General features: G+C 44.4%; 20 protein-coding genes. 18 read left to right on the forward strand and 2 right to left on the reverse strand.

Annotated features, from left to right (window positions below):
• Positions 1-149 precede the first annotated feature (149 nt).
• The 8 genes from dnaN (at position 150) to Ami103574_RS00815 (ending at position 10280) form a co-directional block, all read left to right on the forward strand.
• Positions 150-1256 (forward strand): DNA polymerase III subunit beta, encoded by a 1107-nt coding sequence (gene dnaN / locus Ami103574_RS00780; protein ID WP_163064851.1) that lies wholly within the window; start codon positions 150-152, stop codon positions 1254-1256.
• Between the two features lie 77 nt (positions 1257-1333).
• A complete protein-coding gene (gene recF, locus Ami103574_RS00785) occupies positions 1334-2467 on the forward strand; it encodes a DNA replication/repair protein RecF (protein ID WP_163064852.1) in 1134 nt (377 codons plus the stop codon).
• A 237-nt stretch (positions 2468-2704) separates the two neighbouring features.
• Positions 2705-4624: a DNA topoisomerase (ATP-hydrolyzing) subunit B gene (gene gyrB, locus Ami103574_RS00790; RefSeq protein WP_246213174.1), complete on the forward strand. Its 1920-nt coding sequence runs from the start codon at positions 2705-2707 to the stop codon at positions 4622-4624.
• Between the two features lie 22 nt (positions 4625-4646).
• Positions 4647-7136, forward strand: a complete 2490-nt coding sequence (gene gyrA, locus Ami103574_RS00795; protein WP_163064854.1) for a DNA gyrase subunit A — start codon at positions 4647-4649, stop codon at positions 7134-7136.
• A gap of 147 nt (positions 7137-7283) precedes the next feature.
• Positions 7284-7685, forward strand: coding sequence for an ATP-binding protein (locus Ami103574_RS00800; protein WP_163064855.1), 402 nt, complete (start codon positions 7284-7286; stop codon positions 7683-7685).
• Positions 7682-8404: a SigB/SigF/SigG family RNA polymerase sigma factor gene (locus Ami103574_RS00805; protein WP_163064856.1), complete on the forward strand. Its 723-nt coding sequence runs from the start codon at positions 7682-7684 to the stop codon at positions 8402-8404. Before Ami103574_RS00800 ends, Ami103574_RS00805 begins: the two co-directional genes overlap by 4 nt.
• A gap of 15 nt (positions 8405-8419) precedes the next feature.
• Positions 8420-9406 carry a tryptophan--tRNA ligase gene (trpS, locus tag Ami103574_RS00810; RefSeq protein ID WP_163064857.1) on the forward strand — a complete coding sequence of 329 codons (987 nt, stop codon included), beginning with the start codon at positions 8420-8422 and terminating at the stop codon, positions 9404-9406.
• Position 9407: 1 nt separating this feature from the next.
• Positions 9408-10280: a YitT family protein gene (locus Ami103574_RS00815; protein WP_163064858.1), complete on the forward strand. Its 873-nt coding sequence runs from the start codon at positions 9408-9410 to the stop codon at positions 10278-10280.
• Positions 10281-10341: 61 nt separating this feature from the next.
• Here the strand turns inward: Ami103574_RS00815 and Ami103574_RS00820 are convergent, their stop codons facing one another.
• The gene (locus tag Ami103574_RS00820; RefSeq protein ID WP_163064859.1) at positions 10342-11091 is read right to left on the reverse strand and encodes a lysophospholipid acyltransferase family protein; all 750 of its coding nucleotides are present in this window, start codon (positions 11089-11091) and stop codon (positions 10342-10344) included.
• Positions 11092-11270: 179 nt separating this feature from the next.
• Between Ami103574_RS00820 and Ami103574_RS00825 the strand changes: the two genes are divergently transcribed.
• The 9 genes from Ami103574_RS00825 (at position 11271) to Ami103574_RS00865 (ending at position 22423) form a co-directional block, all read left to right on the forward strand.
• Positions 11271-11933 carry a phosphatase PAP2 family protein gene (locus tag Ami103574_RS00825; RefSeq protein WP_163064860.1) on the forward strand — a complete coding sequence of 221 codons (663 nt, stop codon included), beginning with the start codon at positions 11271-11273 and terminating at the stop codon, positions 11931-11933.
• Positions 11930-12481, forward strand: a complete 552-nt coding sequence (idi, locus tag Ami103574_RS00830) for an isopentenyl-diphosphate Delta-isomerase (protein ID WP_163064861.1) — start codon at positions 11930-11932, stop codon at positions 12479-12481. Before Ami103574_RS00825 ends, idi begins: the two co-directional genes overlap by 4 nt.
• 191 nt (positions 12482-12672) lie before the next feature.
• A complete protein-coding gene (locus Ami103574_RS00835; protein ID WP_163064862.1) occupies positions 12673-14685 on the forward strand; it encodes a methyl-accepting chemotaxis protein in 2013 nt (670 codons plus the stop codon).
• Between the two features lie 89 nt (positions 14686-14774).
• Positions 14775-16265, forward strand: coding sequence for a 4-hydroxyphenylacetate 3-hydroxylase family protein (locus Ami103574_RS00840; RefSeq protein ID WP_163064863.1), 1491 nt, complete (start codon positions 14775-14777; stop codon positions 16263-16265).
• Complete coding sequence (locus Ami103574_RS00845) at positions 16262-17440, forward strand: thiolase family protein (RefSeq protein ID WP_163064864.1); 1179 nt, start codon at positions 16262-16264, stop codon at positions 17438-17440. The genes Ami103574_RS00840 and Ami103574_RS00845 overlap by 4 nt, the downstream gene beginning before the upstream one ends.
• A gap of 158 nt (positions 17441-17598) precedes the next feature.
• Positions 17599-18783 (forward strand): iron-containing alcohol dehydrogenase, encoded by a 1185-nt coding sequence (locus Ami103574_RS00850; protein WP_163064865.1) that lies wholly within the window; start codon positions 17599-17601, stop codon positions 18781-18783.
• A gap of 160 nt (positions 18784-18943) precedes the next feature.
• Complete coding sequence (locus Ami103574_RS00855) at positions 18944-20206, forward strand: DUF362 domain-containing protein (RefSeq protein ID WP_163064866.1); 1263 nt, start codon at positions 18944-18946, stop codon at positions 20204-20206.
• A 46-nt stretch (positions 20207-20252) separates the two neighbouring features.
• The gene (locus Ami103574_RS00860; RefSeq protein WP_163064867.1) at positions 20253-21554 is read left to right on the forward strand and encodes an MFS transporter; all 1302 of its coding nucleotides are present in this window, start codon (positions 20253-20255) and stop codon (positions 21552-21554) included.
• A 20-nt stretch (positions 21555-21574) separates the two neighbouring features.
• On the forward strand, positions 21575-22423 hold the full coding sequence (locus Ami103574_RS00865; protein ID WP_163064868.1) for a BKACE family enzyme: 849 nt from the start codon (positions 21575-21577) through the stop codon (positions 22421-22423).
• Positions 22424-22491: 68 nt separating this feature from the next.
• Here Ami103574_RS00865 and Ami103574_RS00870 read toward each other — a convergent pair whose 3' ends face one another.
• Positions 22492-24012 (reverse strand): sigma-54 interaction domain-containing protein, encoded by a 1521-nt coding sequence (locus tag Ami103574_RS00870; RefSeq protein WP_163064869.1) that lies wholly within the window; start codon positions 24010-24012, stop codon positions 22492-22494.
• A gap of 310 nt (positions 24013-24322) precedes the next feature.
• Here Ami103574_RS00870 and Ami103574_RS00875 point away from each other — a divergent pair, with 310 nt between their 5' ends.
• Positions 24323-25129, forward strand: a complete 807-nt coding sequence (locus Ami103574_RS00875; protein WP_163064870.1) for a cyclase family protein — start codon at positions 24323-24325, stop codon at positions 25127-25129.
• The last annotated feature ends 1 nt before the right edge of the window (position 25130 follow it).

Raw genomic sequence — 25130 nt, forward strand, 5'->3', positions numbered from 1 at the left:
TTTGCAAGCAAAAAAAAGACAAGTTATCAACAAAGTATCAACAGGCAAAACACTAGCAGTTTCAAGGGGTCCAGGTAGTTATCAACAAATCCACAGCCCCTACTACTATTACTACTATAAATAAATTAAAAAGAATAAAGGAGTTGCCCATGAAATTCACCTGTAATCAGCAAATTTTATCTAGAGCAATCAACACCGTCTCCAAGGCTGTAACAAACAGAACTACTATTCCTATTCTAAAGGGGATCTTGCTGAAAGCAGAAGAGAACCAACTGGTACTGACCGCTTCCGATTTGGATTTAAGCATAGAAAAGAAAATAGATGCCTATGTAGCAGAAAAAGGAGAGGTTGTCGTTCTATCCAGACTCTTTGGTGAAATCATCCGCAAGCTTCCTAATGAAGAAATCACCATCGAACTAAAAGAAGATAACAACATCACTATCCAGTGTTCGTCTTCACAGTTTAATATCGTTTGCTTTCCACCAGATGAATTTCCCAATATTGGAGAAGTAGAAGAACAAAGTAAGCTAATGCTTAACCGAGAACTATTTAAAGAAATGATTCGCAAGACCGCTTTTGCAGCCAGCTTAGATGAGTCGAAGGGTGTTATTGTAGGAGTTCTCATAGAACTGGAAGAAAATCATCTCAATATGGTGGCCTTAGATGGATTTAGAATGGCTGTAGTCCGAGAAGAGATGAAAAACGAAGAAGAAACAAAAATCATCATTACAGCGAAGATTTTATCTGAAATAAGCAAAATTATTTCAGAGGTAGAAGACGAAGATGTAGGTATTATCCTGGATAATAAAAAAGCAGTAGTGTTGCTCGATGAGACTCGAATTGTTCTGCGGCTTTTAGAAGGAGAATTTATCAAGTACCGAGATATTCTTCCTAAAGAATGCAAAACGATTGTCACCTTGAATAGAGGAGATTTTTTGGAGAGTATTGAGCGAGCTTCGCTTTTTGCCAAAGAAGGTAAAAATAATCTGGTAAAATTGTCTATTAGTGAAAATAACATGACTATTACCTCTAGATCGGAAGAAGGAAACGTCAAGGAAGAAGTGATTATCTCCACGGAAGGAGAAAATTTAGATATTGGGTTTAACTCCAAATATCTCCTTGATGTATTAAAAGTCATAGAGGATGATAACATACGGCTGGAGTTGAACAATGGAGTCAGCCCTTGTCTGGTAAAGCCAGTAGAAGGAGGACAATTTGTTTATCTGATTTTGCCTGTACGGCTGTCAGGAAATTAAGAAAGATAAAAGCTGTCATTTATGGCAGCTTTTATTAGGTACCAGGTATAATGCGGTGCAGAAAATAGGGAAGAGATATGTATATAACAACCGTGGAATTGCAGGATTTCAGAAATTATGAATCTTTAAACCTGTCTTTTCATCCAAAGGTCAACTTGATATTGGGAAATAATGCTCAAGGAAAGACGAATTTGATTGAAGCAGTCTATCTTTCGTCCCTAGGGAAATCTTTTCGTACCGCTAATGATGTAGAAATGATTCAGTTTGGTAAGAAGTTTTTTCGGGTGAAAATTCAGGCAGAGAAAAAAAATGAAGATGTATGTGTGGAAATGGCGGTCAGCAAGGAAAGTAAAGCTGTAAAGCTGAATGGTCGAAAAATCCGCAAGATATCAGAACTATTGGAGAACGTTTATATTGTGGTATTTTCTCCAGAAGATTTAAAGATTGTCAAAGAAGAGCCAGAAAAGCGACGAAAATTTATTGATCGAGAGCTGTGTCAGATTAAGCCCCTGTATTTTAATCGTTTGGCAAGATATAAAAAAATTTTGCTGCAAAGAAATACTATGCTTAAGGAGCAGAAGCCGAAGCTGTCTCTGTTAGAGATCTGGGATCAAGAACTCTGTGAGTATGGATCTAGAATTATCATAGAGCGGGCTGAATTTATCAAGAAGCTGGATCGTATCAGCAGTGAGATTCATAGAAATATCACGAATGGTAAAGAGAAACTTCACGTGCAGTATGAAGCAAATGTTCCCTTTATGAAGAGTATGGACGAGCAGCAGGCACTATTCTTAGAAAAAATAAAAGGGGCATTGGAAAAAGATTTATCCAGAAGAACTACTAGCGTGGGTCCTCATCGAGATGATTTAAAAATAACCATTAATGGGATAGACATTCGAAAATACGGCTCCCAGGGGCAGCAGCGGACAGCAGCACTATCCTTAAAGCTGGCTGAAATTATGCTTATACGGGAAGAAACAGAAGAAAATTGTATATTGCTATTAGACGATGTTTTATCTGAACTGGACGAAGAGCGGCAAAATTATCTAATTAACTCCCTTTCAGATATTCAACTGTTTATTACATCAGCAGAGCTGTCAGAAAAAGTGCGGGCCAGCTTGCCGGAGGGAAAGACTTTTTATGTAACAGAGGGAAAGATTGAGGAAGAAAAGAAGTGTAATACTGAGAGTGTAATAGAAAGCCTTAAATAAACGATTTAAGGCTGGTAAAATATAATTTTAAAAAGAAAGTTCAAAATAATAAAAAAGATTGTAAAAACGCAAATTTTAAGGTATACTAGATTAGTTATATTGTATCTAAAATTTGGTAACAATATTTTTATGGTATAAACTTTTAGAAATTGGGGGGCCGGGTCTTCTCTATTTTTCTATGCCTAGATGAATTGGAAAAATAGAAAAGATCCTGTCCGGAGAACAGGAGAAGTTAAATTGAGTACAGAAGTAAAGAATCAACAGTATGATGCGGCCCAGATACAAGTTCTGGAGGGTCTTGAAGCTGTTAGAAAAAGACCAGGCATGTACATCGGAACCACTGGCCCAAGAGGGCTTCACCATCTGGTGTACGAAGTAGTGGACAACAGTGTGGACGAAGCCTTGGCTGGCTTCTGCAAGTCCATTAACATTACTATCAATCCAGATAACTCCGTTACCGTAGAGGATGATGGCAGAGGAATGCCGGTAGATGCTCACCCGAAGCTTGGTATTCCTGCGGTTGAGGTTATTCATACTGTGCTCCATGCTGGCGGCAAGTTCGGCGGCGGCGGATACAAAGTATCTGGCGGACTTCACGGGGTAGGTGCTTCTGTAGTTAATGCCCTTTCCACCAATATGGAAGTAGAAATCAAGCGAAACGGCAAAATATACAAGCAGACCTATAGCCAGGGGAAGACTACCATGCCGCTTACGGTAGTAGGCGAATCCAGACATACTGGTTCAAAGACTACTTTTTGGCCAGATCCTGATATATTTGAGGATATTGTTTTTGATTATGCTGTTTTAGAGCATCGTTTAAGAGAGATGGCCTTTTTAAATAAGGGCATCAAAATAACCTTGAAAGACCAGCGTGAGGGAAGTAAGCGAGAGCTGGTATTCCACTATGAAGGTGGTATTAAGGAATTTGTAAAACACCAGAATAAAAATAAAGAGCCTATCCACCAGGAAGTGATTTATTTTGAATTGGTCCGCAATAATCTGGAAGTAGAAGTGGCCATGCAGTATACGGACAGCTACAGCGAATTGATTTTGTCCTATGCGAATAATATCAACACCACTGAGGGCGGAACCCACATGGTGGGCTTTAAGTCGGCCCTTACCAGAGTCGTCAATGATTATGCCCGAAAAAATAAGCTTATCAAGGAAAATGAAGACAGTTTGTCTGGTGAAGACGTGCGAGAAGGACTGACGGCTATTATTTCCGTAAAGTTGATGGAGCCTCAGTTTGAAGGTCAGACAAAGACGAAGTTGGGCAACAGCGAGATGCGAGGTTTCGTAGAGACTAGTACCAATGAAAATTTGACAGCTTTCCTGGAGGAACATCCAAACGAAGCTAGAATTATTATTGACAAGTGTCTGCGAGCAGCCAGAGCCAGAGAAGCAGCCCGGAAAGCTCGAGATTTGACCAGAAGAAAGGGTGTTTTGGATGGCATTTCTCTGCCGGGCAAACTGGCGGATTGTTCAGAAAAGGATCCAGCTCTATCTGAAATCTTTTTAGTCGAGGGAGATTCCGCCGGCGGCAGTGCCAAGCAGGGCCGAGATCGAAAGCGGCAGGCTGTACTGCCTTTGCGAGGTAAGATTCTCAATGTAGAAAAGGCTAGATTAGATAAGATTTTAAACTCAGAAGAAATTAAAAATATGATAACGGCGTTTGGCTGTGGTATCGGGCAGGATTTCAATATTGAGAAGCTTCGTTATCACAAAATCATCATCATGACCGATGCGGACGTGGATGGTGCACACATTCGGACATTGCTGCTGACCTTCTTTTATCGGTATATGACTCCTCTTATTGAAGGTGGCTATGTTTATGCAGCTCAACCGCCTTTGTTCCAGACGAAGAAAGGTAAGGAGGTCTATTATACCTATGGGGAGCGGGAGCAGGAACGGCTGATGTCCAGCCTGTCAGACAAGCCGGGAAAAGCAGATATTCAGCGGTATAAGGGTCTGGGTGAAATGGACTTTAATCAGTTGTGGGAAACCACCATGGATTATAATCATCGGACTCTCATTCAGATTACGTTGGAAGACTCCGCAGCAGCAGATGAAATATTTACCACGCTGATGGGAGATAAGGTACCGCCGAGAAGAAAATTCATCGAAGAAAATGCGAAATACGCTACGTTGGATATTTAGAAGATAGGAGGAATACAGAATTATGAACTTATTAGAAGATTCCAAGCTGATACAGCATGAGATTCATGACGAAATGAAAAACTCCTATATCGACTATTCCATGAGCGTCATCGTGGGAAGAGCCCTGCCTGACGTTCGCGATGGGCTGAAGCCTGTACATCGGAGAATTCTCTATGGAATGAGCGAACTGGGAGTAACCCCGGATAAACCTCATAAAAAATCCGCTCGTATTGTCGGTGAAGTAATGGGTAAATATCATCCTCACGGAGATAGTTCCATTTACGATGCCATGGTGCGAATGGCTCAGGATTTCTCTACCCGCTATCTGCTGGTAGATGGGCACGGTAACTTTGGTTCCGTAGACGGAGACGGTGCAGCGGCTATGCGTTATACGGAAGCTAGGATGACGCCTTTTGCCCTGCAAATGCTTCGGGATATTGAAAAAGATACCGTAAACTTTATGCCTAACTTTGACGAGGAAGAACAAGAGCCAGTGGTTCTGCCTGCGAGGTTTCCTAACTTATTGGTGAACGGTTCCAATGGTATTGCTGTCGGTATGGCTACGTCGATACCACCGCATAATCTAAACGAGGTAATTGATGCAGCAGTCTACATGATTGACAATGAAGATGCTGATATTGAGGATTTAATTAAAATTGTTAAAGCACCGGACTTTCCTACAGGGGCAACTATCATGGGAAAGAACAGTGCAAAAGATGCCTACCGAACAGGACAAGGCAAGGTTTTGGTTCGTGCGACCACAGAATTTGAAGAAACCAGCAAAGGCAAGCAGCAGATTATTGTCACAGAAATACCTTATCAGGTAAACAAAGCTAGGCTGATTGAACGAATTGCTGATTTGGTCAAGGAAAAAAGGCTGGATGGAATTTCAGATATCCGAGATGAGTCTAATCGGCAAGGTATGCGGATTGTTATTGAGCTGAAAAGAGATGCGAATCCACAGATTACATTGAATCGGCTGTTTAAACATACCCAGCTTCAAGAAAGCTACAGCATGATTCTGATTGCGTTAGTAGACGGTCAGCCGAGAATCTTAACTTTATATGAGATTTTAGACGAATACTTGAAACATCAGAAAGATGTTGTTACCAGACGAACTATTTTTGATAAGAAAAAGGCAGAAGCAAGGGCCCATATTTTAGAGGGTCTGCGGATAGCCTTAGATAATATTGATGAAATCATTAAATTGATTCGGGCAAGCTACAACGATGCCAGAGAAAAACTCATGGATCGTTATGGACTTTCAGAAATTCAGGCTCAGGCTATTTTAGATATGAGACTGGCTAGATTACAAGGCTTGGAACGGGAAAAGATTGAAAGTGAATATGCAGAGCTGATGAATCGAATTGCTTATTACATTCAGCTGTTGGCAGATGAAAAGATGCTCATGGGTGTAGTAAAAGATGAAATGCTGGAAATCAAGAATAAGTGGGGCGATGAACGGCGGACGAAGATTGTAGCTGACATGTCCGAGCTGGAAGAAGAAGACTTGATTGAAGAAGAAAATGTAGCGATTACGCTGACTCATTTAGGATACATCAAGCGAATGTCTGTAGACAACTACAAGACACAGAAACGGGGCGGAAAGGGCATTACTGGCCTGACTACCAGAGAAAATGATTTTGTGAAAAACATGATTATGACCTCTACTCACGACACGCTGATGTTCTTTACTAACACCGGAAAGGCCCATAAGCTTAAGGCTTATGAAATACCAGAAGCCAGTCGGACGGCAAAGGGCATGCCAGCTGTTAACTTCCTAAATTTGATGCAGCGGGAGCGGATTACAGCAGTCATTCCAATCAAGGAATTTGCAGAAGACAAATTCCTTATCGCCGTAACGAAACACGGTACCATCAAGAAGACTCCGCTGTCTCAGTTTGACACCAACAGAAAAACAGGGCTCATTGCGATTAGCTTAAAAGATGGTGACGAGCTCATCGGTATTAATCAGACGACGGGAAGAAACAAAGTAATCATCGTTACTAAGCAAGGTAAGTGTATTTGCTTCTCCGAAGAAGATGTGCGCAGCATGGGCCGAATTGCCGGCGGTGTGCGGGCAATCAAGCTGGAAGATGATGATGAAGTGGTTTCAATGGAATTGGTAGAGTCTAACGAAGAACTTTTGGTAGTAACCAAAAACGGCTACGGTAAGCGGACTCCGGTAGAGGACTACAAGGTTCAGGTTCGAGGGGGCAAGGGATTGCTCACTTATGATAAAGCCAAGTTCAAAAAGACTGGTCAGTTGATTGGAGCTATGGTGGTCAACGAAGATGATGAGATTATGCTCATCAATTCCGATGGCATCATCATTCGAATCCGAGCAGGTGAAGTATCCAGATTGGGACGGGCTACCCAGGGTGTAAAAATCATGCGGGTAGACGAAGAAGCGAATATCATTGCTATGGCTAAGGTCATCAAGGAAGAGGATGAAACTGAAAATGAAATTTCTTCCGAGTCTGTTTCACAGATTGAAATAAAAACAAAATAATGATAAAATGAGGGGGATCGTCTATTATGGGCGATTCCCAATTCCAATTATGAACAAATTTAATCAAAGATGGATGAAGGGATTCGACTCAACGATCACAAATCTGCTTTGTAGATTTTCATGATAATCAAGGAGAAAAAACGAAAAATGGCGGATTTCATTAAGTTTACAGTTACAGGTAAACCAGAGTACATACAAGTAGTTAGAATGGGCATTGCCACTTTGGCAGGAAATGTCGGTTTCGATGTAGAAGCTGTGGATGATATCAAGCTGGCTGTGGATGAAGCTTGCAAGGCCATCACCTGTCACGGGTTCAATTCCTGGACCAATATGTATGAGGTGTCTTGTGAACTTCAAGAAGATAAAATGACCATTGCGGTTACAGATGTGGGCGATGGGCGAAGTATTACCAAGGAATACTGTCCATGTAAAAATTGCCCGCAGGACGGAGATTTGGCCATGGTGGTCATAAAGACCTTAATGGATCAGGTAGAAATTAAAGCAATGTACGGCGAACAAAAAAGCATAGTAATGGTGAAGAGTAAATGATGAACCAAGAAGCATTCTTACAGTACAGGAGTAGCAAGAACATCGATGTGCGAAATCAAATCGTGGAAGCTTACTTGTATATGGTAGAAATTCTCATAAGAAAATATATGAATAAGGGCGTAGACTACGACGATCTCTATCAGGTAGGTGCCATGGCTCTGGTTTCTGCGGTTGATCGCTTCGATCCGGATAAAGGCTTTGAATTTTCCAGTTTTGCCACACCGACTATTTTAGGTGAGATAAAAAAGTATTTCAGAGATAAGGAGTGGAGCATTAAGGTTCCTCGGCGAACCAAGGAAATTAGTTTGCGAATTCCTGCGGCCAAAGAAAATTTGACCGATCATCTGGGAAGAACTCCTACAGTAGATGAGTTGGCAAAGCACCTGGACGTGTCCAATGAGGAGGTGGTCAAGGCCATCGAAAGCGGAAGAGCTTATACTACATATTCTCTGAATCAAACTTTGGACAATGACGACCTGATGACCTTCGATAAGTTTGCCTCCATAGAGGAAAAAGGCTATAGCAGTATCGAAGATTTTGAGGTGATCAAACAAGTCTTTAAAAATATGCAGGACAAGGAAAAGACGATTTTCAAGCTGCGCTATTTGAACAATAAGACACAGGCAGAAATCGCCAATCATATGGGGGTTTCTCAGATGACCATTTCCAGGGCGGAAAAAAATATAAGAAAAATGTTTCACGAAGAATTAAACCGTTAGACGGAGGAAGCGCGGATGAAAAGAGTTTTTTCGGGTGTACAGCCCACAGGAAATATACATATAGGCAATTATCTGGGTGCATTAAGGCAGTTTGTGGAGTTGCAAAACGACAATGAATGTATTTACTGCATCGTAGACATGCACTCCATCACCGTGCCTCAACAGCCTCAGGAGCTGCGGCAGCATATCCTAGATGTGGCGGCTCTCTATCTGGCTATTGGTGTTGATCCGAAAAAGGCCACGGTCTTTGTTCAGTCTGATGTACCAGGCCACGCAGAGTTGTCATGGGTATTGACTTGTAGTGCTTATACCGGTGAGCTGTCGAGAATGACTCAGTTCAAGGACAAGAGCAAAGGCCGAGAATCTGCTCCCGCAGGGTTGTTTACCTATCCGGTGCTAATGGCAGCGGACATTTTGCTTTATGACACCCATGTGGTTCCCGTTGGAAACGATCAGAAGCAGCATATTGAGTTGTGCAGAGATTTAGCCATTCGAATCAACAACAAATATGGAGAGACTTTTGTGGTTCCCGAAGGACGGTTTCTGAAGGAAGGGGCCCGAATCATGGCTCTAGATGAGCCTACGAGAAAAATGAGTAAAAGTGCGGAAAATCCATTGAGTCGTATATCGCTGTTAGACGATGAATCTAAAATTAAAAAAGCTATTATGAAGTCTACCACCGATTCCGAGGGAGAAGTCCGCTTTGATATAGAAAACAAGCCGGGCATTAGCAACCTGATGAATATTTACAGCTCTTTTTCCAGTTTATCCATAGAAGATATTCAGAAAAAGTATCAAGGCTGCGGATACGGTGACTTCAAGAAAGACTTAGTTCAGGTTACGGCAGAAGCCCTCCGGCCTATTCGGGAACAGTATGAAGAGATACGTCATTCTCAGGAATTGATTGATGTTCTAAAAGAAGGGGCCGAAAAGGCCAACGATATTTCAGAAAAGACGATGCTGCGGGTAAAAGAAAGATTTGGCTTGGGGTTCGGAAAATAATATGAACGGAATAAAAAAGGATATAAACTGGAAGCGAGTCTTCATCGATTATTCGTTGATTACTCTAGGTCTGTTTTTTGTAGCTACAGGGGTTTACTTCTTTAAGATGCCTAACAACTTTTCTACAGGAGGAGTCAGCGGTATTTCTATCCTGTTATCGGCGGTACTGCCTATGTCTAAAGCTACACTGATGGCAATTGTGAACATGTTGCTTTTGGGGATCGGATTTCTCTTTTTGGGGACTTCCTTTGGTATTCGTACCTTATATGGGTCGGTAGTCCTCTCTTTTTTTGTCAAACTCTTTGAGGACTTGATACCCCTGACCAGCCCCATGACGGATCAGCCTTTGATGGAACTGGTTTTTGCCGTCGTTCTGCCTGCTGTGGGCTCGGCTATTCTTTTCAACTATTCTGCCAGCAGCGGAGGTACAGATATCATCGCCATGATTTTGAAGAAATACACGGCTTTGGATATTGGAAAAGCGTTGTTTTGTACAGACGCAATCATTGCTGTCACCAGTGGCATTATGTTTGGTATTACCACCGGACTCTTTTCAGTATTGGGCCTGTTGGCCAAGGCGGTAGTAGTAGATAATGTTATGGAAGGCATCAATGTGACAAAAAGCTTTACCATTATTACGGAAAAGCCTGATGAAATCAGTGAGTTCATCCACCAGCAAGTTCACCGAGGAGCTACGAAGTACGGGTGTATTGGTACATATGACAATAAGGAAAAGTTTGTCATCATGTCTGTAGTCAATCGGGCTCAGGCAAAGATTCTGAGAGATTATATCCGGCAAAATGATCCGCACGCTTTTGTAATCATCACCAATTCCAGCAATATACTGGGAAAGGGTTTCCGAACACCTATGTAATATATAAAATGCACCTTTTCTGTCAGCGTGCTAACAGGAGGTGCATTTTCATTAGAGTTAACTATTCGTTTTTTTGGTTCTTTATTTGATGAAGTCCTTTGCGGATGATCTCCTCGATGACAGCAGCCAGGTTAGAGGCTTCCGGCCTGGAGAGTCCAGCCGTTTCCACCGGAGGATGGATTAGAAAGTCCACGGTAAAGTTGCCTTGCATATAGCCCTTTTCTTCAAAGAGTTTATAGGTGCCGTCGATGGAAATAGGTATAACCGGAACCCCGGGCTTGGTAGCCAGCCGAAGACTGCCTTTTTTGAATTCGGCCATGTCCCCCCCTTTGCTCCGATGTCCTTCTGGAAAGACCACGATAGAAAAGCCGTCCTGAATAAAACCGATGGCGGTTTCGATAGCCCGCAAAGATTCTCGCGGATCATCCCGATTAAGCATAACGCTGCGGATGTTTTGTATCCACTCGCCGTAGAAAGGCAGCTTGGAAAGGCTGTTTTTGGCAATGAATCCAGTCTGGAATTTGTCCAGCACAGCGCAGCATACGGGAATATCCCCGTAGCCCTGATGATTGGCGACAAAGACCACCGGGCCGCTTTCCGGTAAATTTTCTTTACCCATAACATTTAGCTGAATGTTTAAATCATTGACGAGGCGTTTTCCCCAGGTTGATGTGGCTTTAAGGATATATTCTTTTTCCTTTTCTAAATCGCCCAGTTGCCGGTATTTAAAGATATTCTTTTTATGCCGGGTGAGTTCTGTCAAGGCGGCCATAAATTCTACGGCCATGGGTATATTTCTGATAATTTTCATAAGCTTCTCCATTCTGTCCTAAAAGGTGCAAATCTGTACCTTTATGACGATGTACAGTATCTTCTAATCATATCACAAAATACATAAAATATTAATGATTAATTTTTAAGCAAATATAGTACAATCTAAGTAGGCAATTGCTGCTATAGATAAAATGATGACCTAAGGAGTATGGATATATGAATAAAAAAAGAATATTTATTTTATGCGGAGCTCTGCTGGGTTTTCTTTCTATAGCCTTTGCTGTTATTAACGCGAAGCAATCAGGAATTCCGCTGGCTTTTGATACCATCGTGAGGTCTGCCATCATAGGGTGTAGGAATCCCCTGCTAAATCCATTGCTCATCGCTATCACCTATTTAGGTAATTCCCTTACTATCGTTTTTTTCTGCATCATTCTGTTATTTTTTAAAGGGACTAGAATGAATTACGGATTTCCTTTATCCATAGCAGCTTCCTGCTCGGCCACGATTCAAACTATTATAAAGTGGCTGATACAACGGCCCCGGCCCCCTGTGGAAAACTTCCTGATTTCTCAGGGTGGATTCAGTTTTCCCAGCGGACACTCTTGTTCAGGCCTTGTATTTTATGGATTGTTTGCTTATCTACTTTTCCACACACCTGTGGATAAATCTGTGTATAAAGTTTTAGGGACAGGTTGTATTCTCTTATTTTTATGTATCGGCATCAGCAGGATATACGTGGGAGTCCACTACCCAAGCGATGTCATGGGGGGATGGCTCCTAGGATTGGCCATCTGGACAGTGGCTGTTACTGTTGTGGATAAGTTTCGAAAAGGGGAAAGGCGCGAGCCACGGATAGGAGACAAGGAGAGTGTATGAGAAAAAAGAATATAGATCGAAACCAGGTAATCTTGGTGGATAGAGCGGATCGGCCTGTAGGCTGGGCAGAAAAGGCGGAAGCCCATAGAAATCCTTTGCTGCATCGAGCTTTTTCCATATTTTTATACCATGAGGATAAACTGCTAATTCAGCAGCGAGCTTTTCATAAATATCATTCCGGAGGTCTGTGGGCCAACACGTGCTGCTCCCATCCGGCCGGTGAGTTGGACCTCATTGATGATGCGGAGGAGCGGTTATATGAAGAAACTGGTATCCGCTGTCCGGTGCGGGAAATCTTCGCCTTTGAATATGAGCATCAGTTTGCCGATGATTTGTATGAGCATGAGTATGATCACGTCATGGTGGGAGAATTTCAAGGTCAGTTTAAAATAAATCCGGAGGAGGTAGCGGCTATGCGCTGGATCAGCTTTTCTGATTTGGAGCAGGAGCTGGTGCAAGATCCAGGGACGTTTGCACCCTGGTTTCTGATAGCTGCCCCTCGGGTACTAGCCTATCTACGGGAATGCAGCAGCAATCTGGATAAATAGTAAATAAATTGTGAACAGACCAACAGGCAGGAGCGGTTAGAAGAGACCGCTTCCAAGGTAAGGTAGCACAGAGAGTAGGTTCTTATGATGTTCAGTCGTAACAACCTGCTCCTTTTTTGTTTTTGGCATGTAAGTTGCAATAATTTAACAATAAATGAATAATTCTGTGATAAATGTAGGAGAAATGGAATATGAAAAAGTTTAATCATTTATTTTTTAAGATTTTTGCCGTATCGATCTTATGTATGATCATTCCTTTGGTGGTAAACATGTTTTATATCAGCCTGTCGGCCACCGACTCTTTGGAGGAAAAAATTAAAAATTCTCTAGCAAACTCTGCATCGGAGAAATCCGAGCAAATTTCTTTAGCCTTTGAAGATATTTCTAAGACTACCCAGGCGGTGGCTACTCAGCCCTACGTAGAGGAGTATTTTAAAGAACTACATAACTATGGAGAAAATCCTCAAAAAAGACAAGCTTTATCCGAATATACTAAAGGCTTATTTGATCATGCCGGGGGCCTATATGAGAATGTTTTTTTTGGCTATAACGGTATGACTTTAATAGACGGCCTGGGTGGCGGGTCTGTGGGCCATGTGTATGATGAAGAGCAAGAACCCTGGTATAAGACCGTCATGAGTCAGCCAAGTGGTTATATAGGAAACCCTCAACCTTCTCCAGTCTCGAATATTCCAAATATTATTTTGGCTTATCCAGTGATCGATTCCGATTCAGAGGAGATTTTAGCAGCTTTTGCCGTGGCTACGGACCTCAATGCGGTCACAAAGACTCTAGTCAAAACCAATGTGATAGATAAGAGTAAAACCTTTTTGATGGATTCTTCAGGGCAGATTTTAGGGGCAGAAGAAACTTCTCAAATTTTAACGCTGAACCTGAACCAAGAAAAAGAAGACACTCAAGAGTTTTACCGTCAAGTTATAGGTAATAGCTCAGGGTTTGGGTATTTTACCCTAGATGGTCAAAAAAATATTGCTTCCTACAATAAAGTGAAGGAATTTGATATGTACGTGATTACCTTCATGCCGGTAACGGAATTTACCAGGGATGTAAACATGCTTCAGCGTGGAATGATTTTTGTGATGATTATTTCAGCCCTTTTGTGTATCCTTGTCACCAGTGTGCTTTCCAAAAAAATTGTAAAACCTATTCAAACGATTCAGCGGGGAGCCCAGCGGCTGGCTGTTGGGGAGTTAGATGTGAACATTCAGGTTTCATCAAAGGATGAGGTCGGCTTGTTGGCCGAGTCGATTGACAGCCTTACACAGCGATTAAAAAAGTATATTGACTATATAGGGGAAAGCTCAGAAACACTGAATCAGTATGCGGAAGGGGACTTTCGCTTACACTTGGTTAACGATTACACCGGTGAATTCGAGAAGTTAAAAAATGCCCTGACAAAGGTAAGCCATATGCAGAAGCAAGTGATTGGAGAAATCAAGGAGTCTTCTAGCTTAATCAGCAGCCACGCGGAGCAGATGGCTTCTGGGGCCATGCTCATATCGGAAGGCGCTACCGAACAAGCCAGTGCAATTGAAGAATTATCTGCAGAAATAAATGAAATTCATACTTCCATGAATCATGCGGCGGACAAAGCCGATGAGGCGGGCCAAAAGTCCGAAAAGGCGGCAGGAGAAGTAGAAAGCGGAAATGAAAAGATGAAGGAGCTGCTGTACGCCATCAATGAAATCAGTGAGTCCTCTAAGCAAATCGGGCAAATCATTAAGGTTATTGATGATATTGCCTTCCAGACAAATATATTGGCGTTAAATGCAGCGGTAGAGGCTGCCAGAGCGGGTTCAGCCGGAAAGGGCTTTGCTGTAGTCGCAGAGGAAGTGAGAAATCTGGCGGGAAAATCGGCAGAAGCGGCGAAGCAGACCACCCAGCTCATTGAAAACTCTATAGCGGCCATCAACAAGGGAACAGCTCTAGCCGATGAGACAGGAGAAAGCCTATTAGAAATTGTTCGCTCGACTAGGGAGTCCAGTCTGTTAATCGGGGAGATTGCACAGATGTCTCAGACGGGTGCAGCCTCTGTAAATCAGGTAAAGCTGGGGATTGAGCAGATTGCTGTAGTAGTACAGCAAAATGCCGGATCATCCCAGAAGTCGGCAGCAAACAGCGAAGAGTTAGCCGCTCAGGTAGAAAAGTTGGATCAGTTAGTTCGCCGGTTTCGGTTGGAATAGAAGAGAATTATTTTGCTAATTGGCATACAAATTGCATTTAACTAAAAACAGACACGGTATTTTACCAATTAGCGAAGGAGGATATATTTATGCTAATGACAGGAGCTCAGTACATTGAGAGTCTGAGAAAATTAAAAACAAGAGTGTACATGTTTGGTGAGAAGATAGAAAACTGGGTGGATCATCCGATGATTCGGCCATCCATTAACTGCGTGGCCATGACTTATGATTTGGCTCACGATCCTCATTATGCCGATTTAATGACGGCGAAGTCCAGTCTGACCGGCGAGACCATCAATCGCTTTGGGCATCTGCATCAGAGCACGGAGGATCTGAAGAAAAAAGTAAAAATGCAGCGGTTGTGCGGTCAGAAGACGGCCTCCTGCTTTCAGCGATGTGTAGGGATGGATGCCTTTAATGCAGTATTTTCCACGACCTACGAAATCGACCAGAAATTTGGTACAACTTATCATAAAAACTTTGTTCAGTACCTGGAGCACGTTCAAGAACTGGACTTGATAGTAGATGGGGCGATGACGGATCCCAAGGGCGATCGAGCATTATCGCCGTCTAAACAGCAAGATGCAGATCTCTTCTTGCGGATTGTAGAAAGGCGGGAGGACGGTATCGTAGTCCGGGGAGCTAAGGCCCATCAGACCGGCTCCATCAACTCTCACGAGCACTTGATTATGCCAACTATAGCGATGGGGGAAGCAGATGCAGATTACGCCGTTTCCTTCGCCTGTCCGTCTGATGCCGAAGGCTTATACATGATCTACGGCAGACAGTCCTGCGATACCCGGAAACTAGAAGCGGATGCGGATATCGATCTGGGTAACAAACAATTTGGAGGGCAGGAAGCTCTGGTGGTTTTCGATGATGTGTTTATTCCAAAGGAAAGAATCTTCCTCTGCGGCGAATATGAATTTGCTGGCATGATGGTAGAACGGTTTGCTGGATACCATCGGCAGTCCTATGGGGGTTGTAAAGTGGGTGTAGGCGATGTGGTCATCGGTGCCGCAGCTCTAGCCGCTGATTACAACGGGGTTCAAAAAGCGGCACACATAAAGGATAAGCTTATCGAAATGACTCACCTCAATGAAACGCTCTACTGCTGCGGTCTCGCCTGCTCTACAGAAGGCCAGCCAACGGCGGCAGGCAACTATCAGATTGACCTGCTGTTAGCTAATGTCTGCAAGCAGAACATCACCAGGTATCCTTATGAAATCGTTCGTCTGGCAGAGGATATCGCCGGCGGACTGATGGTAACCATGCCTTCGGAAAAGGACTTTAAATCAGAAACGGTAGTAGGTAAAAGCGGAGAAACCATCGGTGAAATCTGTAACAAGTATTTTGCAGGAAACCCGGCGGCTACTACAGAGGAGCGTATGCGGGTGCTGCGGTTCCTGGAAAATGTTTGCCTGGGTGCAGCAGCAGTGGGCTACCGGACGGAATCCATGCACGGAGCAGGCTCACCCCAGGCTCAGCGCATTATGATTGCCCGACAAGGAAATATCAATGCTAAAAAGGAACTAGCTAAAAATATCGCAGGAATAACAACAACAGGAGGCAAAAAATGAACAATGTAGTTATCGTAGCTGGGTGTAGAACACCAATTGGAACAATCGGCGGCCAGTTTAAGGAGTTGACCGCATTGGACTTATCCATTCCCATCATGCAGGAGGTGGTCAAGAGGGCCGGCATTGACCCCGCTATCATTGAAGATGTAATATGGGGCTGTAATTATCAGCGGACGTACTTAGAAAATAATCTGGCGAGGGTGGCACTGGTCAAAGCTGGCCTGCCAGCCTCTGTGCCTGGTATTACCGTTCACAGAAATTGCACTTCTTCCATGTCCTCTATCCAGATGGGGTACTATCAGATTAAATCTGGTGAGGCAGATTGCATTTTGGCAGGGGGAGCAGACAGCATGAGCACGGCCCCTCACATGGTCTTTGGTGCCCGGTACGGAAAAAAGTTCGGTCATCTGGACATGCGGGATTCGATGTGGGATTCGTTGACGAACTTAGGTATCGGTCCAGCTATGGGGGTTACTGCGGAAAATGTAGCGGAGCAGTATGGCATCACTAGAGAGATGCAGGATGAATATGCCTTGCTTTCGCAACAGCGGGCCGTAGCAGCCATAGATGCGGGCCGATTCAAAGCAGAGATTGTGCCGGTGACTGTGAAAAACAGAAAAGGCCAGCAGGTTTTGGACACAGACGAGTATCCAAAGCGAGATGCCAATCTGGAAGACTTGCAGAAGTTAAAGACAGCCTTTAAGGAAGGCGGCACGGTTACCGCAGGCAACGCTTCCGGCATGAATGATGCGGCGGCAGGAGTGTTGCTGATGAGCGAAGAAAAAGCAAAAGAGCTGGGGCTTCCAGTCATAGCGAAAATCTTATCGGTAGCTACCACAGGGGTGGAACCGGAAGTAATGGGAATCGGACCTATCAGTTCTTGTAAAAAGGCTTTGGAACGGACGGGACTCCAGATTGGCGATATCGACCTCTTTGAAATCAATGAGGCCTTTGCTGCTCAGTGCTTGGCCTGTGAGAAGGAATTAGGCATTGACCGGGAAAAGCTGAACGTAAATGGTGGCGGTATTTCCCTGGGCCATCCGGTGGGCGCAACGGGTACTCGGCTGGTGGTGACTCTGGTAAATGAGTTAAAACGACAGGGCAAAAAGTATGGTTTGGCCAGCCTCTGCGCTGGAGGCGGCATGGGCACTGCGGTGTTAGTGGAAATGCAGTAAAGTCAGCCTGTTGCAGAATGGGAAAAAGGAGCGTCAGTTTGTTGCGGGGGTGCAACGGATTGACGCCCTTTTTTATGAAAAAACAGCTTTTTATTGGAGAAAACTTTTTTAGTAAAAATTTTTATTTTAGCGGAATAACGGAAATAGGGGGAAGAGCAATGATGAACTTTGAGTTTTCGATGCCTACAGAAATCATATTTGGACGAGAAGCAACTTTGAAAATAGGTCAGTTGGCAGAAAAATACGGAAAGAAGGTGCTAATTCACTATGGAAGCAAGCGAATTGAAGAGAATGGTATCTTAGATCAGATTACCGCTTTGTTGGCAGAGCGGCAGCTGGAGTCTATAAAGCTGGGCGGCGTCCGTTGCAATCCTCAGGTTGAATTGGCTCAGAAAGGGGTAAGGCTCTGCAAAAAAGAAGGGGTGCAGCTGATTTTGGCCATCGGCGGAGGAAGTGTCATAGACTCGGCAAAGGCCATTGCTATGGGAGCTTGCTCGGAGGCACCTGTCTGGGATTTATATAAAAATGCGGTAAAAGTAGACCGGGCCCTACCGATCGGTGCCGTGGTAACCATACCCGCTTCTGCCAGTGAGTGCAATGGTATGTCGGTGTTGTCTAATGACCAGACAGGAGAAAAGCGGGCCTTGTATTGTCGTTATACCCTGCCCCGGTTTGCTATTCTCAATCCTGAGTACACCCTCAGTCTGCCGCGCTATAACACGGCGGTGGCGGCCGTGGATATTTTTTCCCATGCTTTTGAGCGGTATGTGGATTTGCGCCGGGGCAGCTTCCTCTGGGACGGTCTATGCGAATCGCTGATGCGTACGGTGGTGGAGTTGGCGTCTAAGCTGATGGCAAATCCAACAGACTACAACTTGCGAAGTGAGCTTATGTGGACGGCAGCTATGGCTCACAACAACATGCTGGGGCCGGGAGGAGACTTTGCCTGTCATGGGTTGGCTCATCCGCTGACGGGGGAGTACGGACTGGCTCATGGCGCTGCTTTAGCGATTATTCTGCCAGCCTGGTGCAGATATGTGAATCCCCGCCACCCAGAAAAATTTCAGGCCTTTGCACAGGGCGTCTGGGGAGTCGGCAGCGGGGAGGATGCGGTGGCTTGCCTTGTTGATTTTATAGAAAATTTGGGCTTGGCAGTAGATTTAAAAACCGTAGGTATCCATAGGCGAGACTCCAAGAAAGAAGCAAAACGGCTGGCGGCGATGGCTTGTCCGACGGGGAACTCGGTATTGGGAGGCGGCCTAGAACTTGTTGATCGAGAGTCTGCGGAGGCTATCTATGACTTGGCTTTTGAAGGGCCCATTGCGGGAATGAAAAGATCTTAAACTATTTAACAGGTTTAATTTAGATGGAAGGATGGAGTGGAATTCGGAATTGGCACACAATTTGCAATTAATAGGTCCGTAATGTAGCTATTATAAAAACAAACTAAATAGTAAAAGATGGGAGGTAGGTTATCAGATATAAGCTGATAACTGAAACGTTATGGCAAAATCAATTGTAGCGATAGCAAAAGATCCAAGTATAGATGTCATGGTAGACCAGGTGCTGAGGGACCTGGGCGGGGCAGAGACTCTAATTAAAAAGAATTCCACGGTTATTCTTAAGCCTAACGCCGGGCACCTTGGCGCGCCGGGGACCAGCATCAATACCAACCATGAAATGCTCCGCTCCGTCATTAAGGCGGTAAAGAAGGCGGGCGCTAAGAGAGTCATCGTCGGTGAGGCTGCGGCCATCGGCTGTGATACCATGGCTTGCTTTGAGTCGGCGGGACATGCGCAGGTAGCTAGAGAGGAAGGGGCAGAGCTGTATGACATCAAATCAGATAAGGACTTGGTAAAGGTCCAGATTCGAGATGCTCATTCTGATATTACCCATGTCATGCTGCCAAAGCTGTTGTTGGAGGCGGAGCACATTATTAACCTTCCGGTATTCAAATCCCACGCCAGTATGGTATTCAGCTGCGCTTTAAAAAACATTAAGGGCGTGGTTCAGGATAAGGTTCACTACGAAATGCATAAGACAAATCTGGCCATGGCTATGATGGATATTTGGTCTGTGGTCAAGGCGGACCTAACCATTGCGGATTTGATTTATCCAGCAGAGGGGTTTGGCCCGCATTCTGCAGTGCCTCTAGACTTTGGCTGCGTAGTAGCCAGCAAAGATCCGGTGGCCTTGGATGCCACGGCCTGTAGAATGGTAGGCTTGGATATCGATTTAGTGGATTACTTCGAGGCAGCTCGTCAGCGAGGACTGGGAACCAGCGATCCAGACAGCATTATCGTTAAAGGTAAGTCCATCGAAGAAGTTTACAAGAAAATGTGGCTGCCGTACCTTGAAAAGTTTGATACTTGGCCGGAATATAATATTATGCACGAAAATTCTTGCTCTAGCTGTCAGTCTCTGGTAGCCTTTACTATGGAAAAACTAAAGGCTTTAGGAGAATATGACAAAAATCAAGACGCCGTTATTGTGCTAGGCGCAAAGAAATCTATTCCAGAAGACATACCTCCTGAAAAATTAATTCTTTGTGGTAATTGTACAGCTAAATATAGAGGCCGGGGCGTAGCTGTCCACGGATGTCCGCCCTCAGAGCCCCACATTGCTTGGGCTATTATTGACCGCATGGATCAGACAGAGATTGGACCGGGATTCCGAGAAAGAATGGCAGCGGAAGAACCGATTTGGAACGCGTATATTGATAAGATTGTAGCAGAAAAGCGACAGAACGATAAGGTAACCGAATAAAGCAAATCAGAGCGAATAAGGTTTTAAAAATTGGAGGAAATTTTTTATGAGTGCAAAAAAACGCTTGTCTAGCGATAACACCAACTTAAGATTTGGCAAACATGGTTGGGGTATAATTTTTTACTGTATGATCATGTTTTTCCTGCTAATCGGCTTTTCGATAGACGGGTTGAATATTGTCGCACCGGCTTTTGCCGAAGAGCATGGACTGGAATACGCCGACGTGTTGTCCATGGCTACCTATGCCGGATTTGTAGGTCTTTTTGCTTATTATATCATCGGCAGGATTAACGTAAAGATTGGGGCCCGGTATACCTCCGGCATCTGCCTGATCGGTGCTGGCCTCTCCTATATGTTCTATGGCCATGCTCAGAGTCTGCTTCAATATGGCATTGGCTTGGCACTGGTGGTGAGCTTCATCAATGGGGCAGCCTACATAGCTGGAGGGTCTTTGGTGGTGCAGTGGTTCCCAAGGAAGAAAGGACTGGCTAACGGCCTGACTACTATGGGTCATCACATGGGTTCCGCTTTCTATGTTCCAATGATTGCATACCTGATTGGTTCAGTAGGCTTTGCCAAGGGAACCACCATGGCTGCCTTTATCGCCTTAGGGTTAGGAGTCATTGGACTCATTTTTATCCGCAATACGCCGCAGGAAAGAGGAATTTATCCAGACAATGTAAGTAAGGAGATTTACGAGGCGGAGTATTTTACAGAGACGGTAGATGAGACTTCCATTTGGACCGTACCGAAGTTGTTAAAGACAAAAGAACTGTGGCTGGTGGCAATGGTTGTAGGTATTAACCAGCTGGTGACCACCGGGGTCATGAGTCAGTTGGTTGTGCGAAATGTGGGTTTAGGTTTGTCTCAAAACACGGCTATCGCGCTGATGACGGTTTGTGCTGTCATTGGTTTTGCAGGGGGGTATGCGTTTGGTTGGATCGATCAGAAGCTAGGGGTTAAAAAAGCCATCCTCATCTTTCTGGCCTGGTACTGTGTGGCTCTGGCTATGAACATTACGGAAAATATGACGGCAGTATACATATCGGTATTTATGATGGGCTTTTCCATCGGCGGCGCAGCAAACTTTATTACCTCTCTGCCGGTATCTGTCTTTGGACGGCACGGCTTTGCCAAGGTTCACTCGGTATACTTTCCAATTATGAGTGCAATACTTTTCTCGAATTACACAATTAATGCCCAGGCCCTGAGACTGACGGGAAGCCTGAGAGGGTCTTACACCGTATTTTTAGGACTGCTGCTCTTTAATATGATTTTAATCAGCATCATTGATACGAAGAAATACAATAGAGATTACAAGAAAGAAGATGAACTTCTAAGCAAGTAAAGACTAGAAAAGGAGACAAGATGTTAGCAACAAGACGATCTAATCATAAAAATAAAGTTATTTTAACGGTGGCGCTGACCGGGGCAATACCAAGCAAGAAAGATAACCCTGGCCTGCCTACCCAGCCAGAGGAAATTGCACAGGCAGCGATTCAATGCTATGAAGCTGGGGCCAGTGTAGCACATATTCACGTGCGGGATGATGAAGATAAGTCCAGTATGTGTTTTGAAAAGTTTCAAGAGACTGTAACCCTTATACGGGCAGCCAAATGCCCTATTCTGTTGAACTTGACTACATCGGGCGCGCAGAATCAGACATACGAGGACCGGGTTCGGCCTTTTCGGGAGCTAAAGCCGGAGTTAGCTTCTTTTGATGCGGGCACGATGAACTGGCTCCATAGTGATGTATTTATGAACGAACCAAAGTTTCTAGAGTTTCTGGGAACAGAAATGCAAAAGGCCAATGTGAAGCCGGAGATTGAAATTTTTGATATGGGGATGTTAAACAATGCGCTCTACTACATCAAAAAAGGAATTATTAAAGAACCGCCGCACTTTCAGCTATGCCTCGGGGCTCCCGGCGGCATGGAAGCCACCACAGAGAGTCTGCTGTACTTAGTAAATCATCTGCCTGAAGATTGCACTTGGAGTACCTTTGGGATTGGCAAGGGAGCTATGGAAATCACTATGGCTGCTCTGGCGCTGGGAGGTAACATCCGGGTGGGCCTGGAGGATAATGTATTTTATCACTATGGGCAGTTGGCAAATTCCAATGTAGACTTTGTGGAACGGGTAAAAAGGCTGGCCCAGGAGATGAATAAGACCATCGCTACCCCAGAGGAAGCACGAGAGATTCTACGGTTGCAGTAAGAAAAAGGAGGCCTCTGGCTGAGGTCATAGAGAACGTGGATATATTGACAACAGGCAAAGCCCGGCGGTTACCGCCGGGCTTTAATGTCTTCATAATTAATATTGTACTGTTTAATTTTCCGTGAAACAGTAGAGGCGTTCACATGGAGAAGGGCGCCTGCTTCACGAAGGTTTTTCGTTTTTCGCAAAGCATCTTCGATTAAGGCCTTTTCATGGGATTCCACAGAGTCGTTTAAGGTTGCACCAGGACTTTCCGCAGCATGAGTGGTGTTGGAAATATCCAGAAGTCCCTTTATGAGGTCGTCGTCGGCCTGTCCGGTGCCAGAGCTGCAAATAGTCAAATATTCAATGACGTTTTCCAGCTCTCGAATATTACCTGGCCAGCTATAATGTTCAAAAAGCGTTATCTGTTCCGGGCTGAGAGCAATGTATTTGTGATGTTTTTCTGTGTACATTTTTACAAAAAAATCACAGAGGGGTTTGATATCCGCAATCCGCTCCCGTAAAGAAGGGATGTGGATAGGAATAACGTTCAGCCGATAGTAAAGGTCACTTCGGAACTCCCCTCGGGCGATTTTGTTTTTTAAATCGCTGTTGGTGGAAGCAATGAAGCGAATATCCAAAGAGATGGGCCTGGAACCACCGATTCGAGTGATTTCCTTGTTTTGAATAGCCCGCAGTAATTTTACTTGCAGATCCATGGGCATGTCGCCAATTTCGTCTAACAGCAGGGTGCCGTTGTTGGCTAACTCGAAGAGGCCTTGCTTGCCAGAGGCATTGGCACCAGAGAACGCCCCTTTATCGTATCCAAAGAGCTCTGACTCCAGCAGGTTGGCGGGAATAGAGGCACAATTTACTTTGATAAATGGCTTGTTGCACCGATTACTTTTCTTGTAGATTTCATCGGCGACAATTTCCTTCCCTACGCCAGACTCTCCAGTAATCAGTACCGTGGCATCGGTATCCGCCACCTTATCAATAATTTCCCAGACTTTTTTCAAGGAAATAGAGGCGCCTACCAGTCGGGCCGGTTCATTAGCGGGTCGCTCCATCAGCTGGATCGCGGACTTGGGCTCGCTCAGTGCAGCAAGGAATTTGCCATAGTCATCGTGGAGGGCGTGGAGGGATAGAATAGGCCGACTGCTGACTACCACTTGATGCAGGTTTTGCTGGTCGTCAAAAATGGGCACACCTACGGCGTAACCTGTACGGGGAGGGATGGTCCGATAGGTAGTAGAGAGACGAAAAATCTTTTTTTCGTGTTTGATGACGTCCAGAGCAGCACCCCCTGTAAAGACTTTATCCCGAATCAGGTCGGCAACAGAATGGGAGAGTACTTCCTCTGGCTCTATACCAGTGTTTTGAAGGTGGGCCGGATTTACGTATAGACAGACTCCATTTTTATCTGTGATAAAAATACTGTCATCCAGGGCATCCACGACTTCCTTAAAGTCAATGCCGGTATCTAAAAAAACACCCAAGTCATCGTAAACCTCTTTAATCAGCTCTTTGGACTGAGGGCCTTCTATTTGAGTCGCCAGCTTCTTTACCTTTTCTCTAATTTTGCAAATGGCTAATACCTGATCCATAACATCCTCCATTCTTACTTTAACTTTCTGCTTACTCCATAAACCCCAATATCATTCCTAGCTCTAGTATACCTCAGCATGTTGCAATAATGCAACGAAATACTGTTGTTGCAGGGTTTGTTGCAAGAAGACAAAGAAATAAAGAGGCGAAAGGCCTTATTTCTGGCATAAAGGGGTTGGCACGCTATTTGCTTTATATATAAGTGAATTTAATGCTACATTACACCTGTTAACCACATAACAAGGAGAAGCTAGTCCAGTGGGCGTTCGCAGTCAGCGGACTCATGGACCGATGAAAAAGGAGAAAGAAATGGGAAAATTAAAATTAGTTGATTTATCACATCCTTTTGGACAGGGAAATCCACTTTGGCCGTCAAACGGCGATTTTCATATTGACCGAGTACAGCATATGCCAATGCATTACAGATTACTGCAAACCTTTAACGATTTTCATATGCACAACAGCACACATGCCGACTCTCCGTCTCACGTTATTCCAGAAGGAGCCTATACCCACGAGCTGCCGCTGGAGAACTATTACGGAGACGCCGTTATCGTCAGCATTCCAAAGAAAAGATGGGAGCTAATCACGGTAGAGGATTTGGAAAATGCTACGCCGGAAATCCGCGAAGGCGATATCGTCATCATCAATACCGGAAGTCATAAGTATTGGGGCGAAAATGACAATTACTTTATGTACAGCCCAGGGTTGTCCATCGAAGGGGCTAAATGGCTGGTAGAGAAGAAAATCAAAGGCTTGGGCGTGGATATGCAGGCGCTGGACCACCCGTGCTATACATACATGATTGACCACGGTCCGGGACCATTTGTGCCAAGGCTTATCGACGAATATACCAAAGAGTTCGGCCATCCGCCAATCGAGGATTTCCCAGAATGGGAGCCGGTTCACGATATCCTGCTCAGAAACAATGTCATGGGTTTTGAAAATGTAGGCGGTGACATCGAGATGGTCACAGGAAAGAGATGCACCATCTCCGCCTTCCCATTGAGATGGTGGAAGGGTGATGGTTCCATTGTCCGCATGGTAGCCTTTATTGATGAGGATGACGTGGTACCGGGTGTAACCACCAGAGAATATAAGTATGGGGTATATTAAT

Origin of the sequence: Aminipila butyrica, assembly GCF_010669305.1 — a bacterium.
Taxonomy (GTDB): domain Bacteria; phylum Bacillota; class Clostridia; order Peptostreptococcales; family Anaerovoracaceae; genus Aminipila; species Aminipila butyrica.

Coding starts and splice junctions, on each gene's coding strand:
- dnaN (WP_163064851.1), top strand. CDS start 150: ATGAAATTCACCTGTAATCAGCAAATTTTATCTAGAGCAATCAACACC.
- recF (WP_163064852.1), top strand. CDS start 1,334: ATGTATATAACAACCGTGGAATTGCAGGATTTCAGAAATTATGAATCT.
- gyrA (WP_163064854.1), top strand. CDS start 4,647: ATGAACTTATTAGAAGATTCCAAGCTGATACAGCATGAGATTCATGAC.
- Ami103574_RS00800 (WP_163064855.1), top strand. CDS start 7,284: ATGGCGGATTTCATTAAGTTTACAGTTACAGGTAAACCAGAGTACATA.
- Ami103574_RS00805 (WP_163064856.1), top strand. CDS start 7,682: ATGATGAACCAAGAAGCATTCTTACAGTACAGGAGTAGCAAGAACATC.
- trpS (WP_163064857.1), top strand. CDS start 8,420: ATGAAAAGAGTTTTTTCGGGTGTACAGCCCACAGGAAATATACATATA.
- Ami103574_RS00815 (WP_163064858.1), top strand. CDS start 9,408: ATGAACGGAATAAAAAAGGATATAAACTGGAAGCGAGTCTTCATCGAT.
- Ami103574_RS00820 (WP_163064859.1), bottom strand. CDS start 11,091: ATGAAAATTATCAGAAATATACCCATGGCCGTAGAATTTATGGCCGCC.
- Ami103574_RS00825 (WP_163064860.1), top strand. CDS start 11,271: ATGAATAAAAAAAGAATATTTATTTTATGCGGAGCTCTGCTGGGTTTT.
- idi (WP_163064861.1), top strand. CDS start 11,930: ATGAGAAAAAAGAATATAGATCGAAACCAGGTAATCTTGGTGGATAGA.
- Ami103574_RS00835 (WP_163064862.1), top strand. CDS start 12,673: ATGAAAAAGTTTAATCATTTATTTTTTAAGATTTTTGCCGTATCGATC.
- Ami103574_RS00840 (WP_163064863.1), top strand. CDS start 14,775: ATGCTAATGACAGGAGCTCAGTACATTGAGAGTCTGAGAAAATTAAAA.
- Ami103574_RS00845 (WP_163064864.1), top strand. CDS start 16,262: ATGAACAATGTAGTTATCGTAGCTGGGTGTAGAACACCAATTGGAACA.
- Ami103574_RS00850 (WP_163064865.1), top strand. CDS start 17,599: ATGATGAACTTTGAGTTTTCGATGCCTACAGAAATCATATTTGGACGA.
- Ami103574_RS00855 (WP_163064866.1), top strand. CDS start 18,944: ATGGCAAAATCAATTGTAGCGATAGCAAAAGATCCAAGTATAGATGTC.
- Ami103574_RS00860 (WP_163064867.1), top strand. CDS start 20,253: ATGAGTGCAAAAAAACGCTTGTCTAGCGATAACACCAACTTAAGATTT.
- Ami103574_RS00865 (WP_163064868.1), top strand. CDS start 21,575: ATGTTAGCAACAAGACGATCTAATCATAAAAATAAAGTTATTTTAACG.
- Ami103574_RS00870 (WP_163064869.1), bottom strand. CDS start 24,012: ATGGATCAGGTATTAGCCATTTGCAAAATTAGAGAAAAGGTAAAGAAG.
- Ami103574_RS00875 (WP_163064870.1), top strand. CDS start 24,323: ATGGGAAAATTAAAATTAGTTGATTTATCACATCCTTTTGGACAGGGA.